This is a genomic window from Pseudonocardia sp. ICBG601 (assembly GCF_020496245.1).
The window spans coordinates 1-1,969 of sequence record NZ_JAHLJA010000268.1 but is presented as its reverse complement, the minus strand read 5'-3'; the positions used below and the strand labels follow the sequence as shown (position 1 = coordinate 1,969).

The 1,969-nt window shown below is 75.0% G+C and carries 6 protein-coding genes; 4 read left to right on the top strand and 2 right to left on the bottom strand.

Annotated features, from left to right (window positions below):
- Window positions 1–197, top strand: a 197-nt coding sequence (locus KPL57_RS64855) for a hypothetical protein (RefSeq protein WP_226359417.1), incomplete at its 5' end; no start/stop codon positions are given.
- Here the strand turns inward: KPL57_RS64855 and KPL57_RS64850 are convergent.
- Both KPL57_RS64850 and KPL57_RS64845 read right to left on the bottom strand, forming a co-directional pair.
- Window positions 180–524: a DUF805 domain-containing protein gene (locus tag KPL57_RS64850; protein ID WP_226359416.1), complete on the bottom strand. Its 345-nt coding sequence runs from the start codon at window positions 522–524 to the stop codon at window positions 180–182. The genes KPL57_RS64855 and KPL57_RS64850 overlap by 18 nt on opposite strands.
- Before the next feature lie 87 nt (window positions 525–611).
- Complete coding sequence (locus KPL57_RS64845) at window positions 612–1,010, bottom strand: hypothetical protein (RefSeq protein ID WP_374204001.1); 399 nt, start codon at window positions 1,008–1,010, stop codon at window positions 612–614.
- A 19-nt stretch (window positions 1,011–1,029) separates the two neighbouring features.
- On the opposite strand from KPL57_RS64845, the gene KPL57_RS64840 reads away from it, so the two are divergent.
- The 3 genes from KPL57_RS64840 to KPL57_RS64830 are packed head-to-tail and all read left to right on the top strand — an operon-like array spanning window position 1,030 to window position 1,905.
- Window positions 1,030–1,392, top strand: a complete 363-nt coding sequence (locus KPL57_RS64840) for a hypothetical protein (protein WP_374204000.1) — start codon at window positions 1,030–1,032, stop codon at window positions 1,390–1,392.
- Window positions 1,393–1,450: 58 nt separating this feature from the next.
- Window positions 1,451–1,771, top strand: coding sequence for a DUF805 domain-containing protein (locus KPL57_RS64835; RefSeq protein ID WP_226359415.1), 321 nt, complete (start codon window positions 1,451–1,453; stop codon window positions 1,769–1,771).
- Window positions 1,762–1,905, top strand: a complete 144-nt coding sequence (locus KPL57_RS64830) for a hypothetical protein (protein WP_226359414.1) — start codon at window positions 1,762–1,764, stop codon at window positions 1,903–1,905. The genes KPL57_RS64835 and KPL57_RS64830 overlap by 10 nt, the downstream gene beginning before the upstream one ends.
- The last annotated feature ends 64 nt before the right edge of the window (window positions 1,906–1,969 follow it).

The window sequence follows — 1,969 nt, the reverse complement described above, 5'->3', positions numbered from 1 at the left end:
GACCCGGGGAACGGGGCGACCCGGCGGCCGGAGAAGCCGGTCCGGCGCGGGTCCCGCGGGTCCCGCGCCTGACCGCCGGGTCCGGCCCGCTGCCTCAGCGGAACTGCGGCGGGACCCCGTACGGCCCGGCCTGCGGCGCGACGAACTGCGCGGGAGCACGCTCGGCGCGCTTCGGGTCGTCACCCCAGGCGTTCTGACGGTGCTCGCCGTCGGCCGCCAGCCACACGATCAGCAGCACCACCCCGACCAGCGGGACGAGGCCGATGAAGTACCACCACCCCGCTGCGGCCGGTGTCGTGCAGCCGCCGCACCAGGAGCGCGATCGCGGGCACCAGGTGGACGAGTGCGACCACGGTCGCCAGCACCGGGGCGCCGAGCAGCTGCGTCGTCCCCAGGACCACGTCCAGGGTCCCGGCGACGAGGTAGATCCCCAGGTAGACCAGGGCGAACATCCAGTACTCGGCCCGCCGGGCGCGCCCCCGGAAGTCGGAGAACCCGCGCATCGCCTGCAGGTAGTACGTCATGACGTGGCCCCTCTCGCCGTGCGAACCACGGGCTGGTCGCTCGGACGAGGGGATGCCGCCCGGGGGCCGGCCGTTACAGCGCGCGGGTCAGAAGAAGTCCCCGCCGAAGTCGGAGTCGTTGTCGAACAGGCCCCCGCCGTCGAAGCCGCCCTGGTCGGCGCCGTCGAAGCCGCCGTCGGCACCGCCGTCGAAGCCCGGGTCGTCGAGGGCGGCGCCGTCGGCGAACCCGTCGGCGTAGGCGGCCGGGTCGGCGCCGGCCATCCCGCTGAACAGCGAGGTGAACAGCAGCGCCGAACCGACACCCCAGGCCCCGGCGACGAGTGCGGGCTTCCACCACGGCTCGGAGTACCAGCCGCGCGGCACCGGACGCCCGGCGACGGTCCCGCCGGGGTAGTAGTGGCTGTTCCGGTCGGTCGGCCGCGGCGACGCGCCCAGGCTGCGGCCCTCCACCTCGACCTCGCGGTCCTCGGTGACCTGAGGTTTCACCGAGGACCGCGAGGTCGAGGTGGAGGGCCGCAGCCTGGGCGCGTCGCCGCGGCCGACCGACCGGAACAGCCACTACTACCCCGGCGGGACCGTCGCCGGGCGTCCGGTGCCGCGCGGCTGGTACTCCGAGCCGTGGTGGAAGCCCGCACTCGTCGCCGGGGCCTGGGGTGTCGGTTCGGCGCTGCTGTTCACCTCGCTGTTCAGCGGGATGGCCGGCGCCGACCCGGCCGCCTACGCCGACGGGTTCGCCGACGGCGCCGCCCTCGACGACCCGGGCTTCGACGGCGGTGCCGACGGCGGCTTCGACGGCGCCGACCAGGGCGGCTTCGACGGCGGGGGCCTGTTCGACAACGACTCCGACTTCGGCGGGGACTTCTTCTGACCCGCGCGCTGTAACGGCCGGCCCCCGGGCGGCATCCCCTCGTCCGAGCGACCAGCCCGTGGTCGCACGGCGAGAGGGCCACGTCATGACGTACTACCTGCAGGCGATGCGCGGGTTCTCCGACTTCCGGGGGCGCGCCCGGCGGGCCGAGTACTGGATGTTCGCCCTGGTCTACCTGGGGATCTACCTCGTCGCCGGGACCCTGGACGTGGTCCTGGGGACGACGCAGCTGCTCGGCGCCCCGGTGCTGGCGACCGTGGTCGCACTCGTCCACCTGGTGCCCGCGATCGCGCTCCTGGTGCGGCGGCTGCACGACACCGGCCGCAGCGGGTGGTGGTACTTCATCGGCCTCGTCCCGCTGGTCGGGGTGTGCTGCTGATCGTGTGGCTGGCGGCCGACGGCGAGCACCGTCAGAACGCCTGGGGTGACGACCCGAAGCGCGCCGAGCGTGCTCCCGCGCAGTTCGTCGCGCCGCAGGCCGGGCCGTACGGGGTCCCGCCGCAGTTCCGCTGAGGCAGCGGGCCGGACCCGGCCGGTCAGGCGCGGGACCCGCGCCGGACCGGCTTCTCCGGCCGCC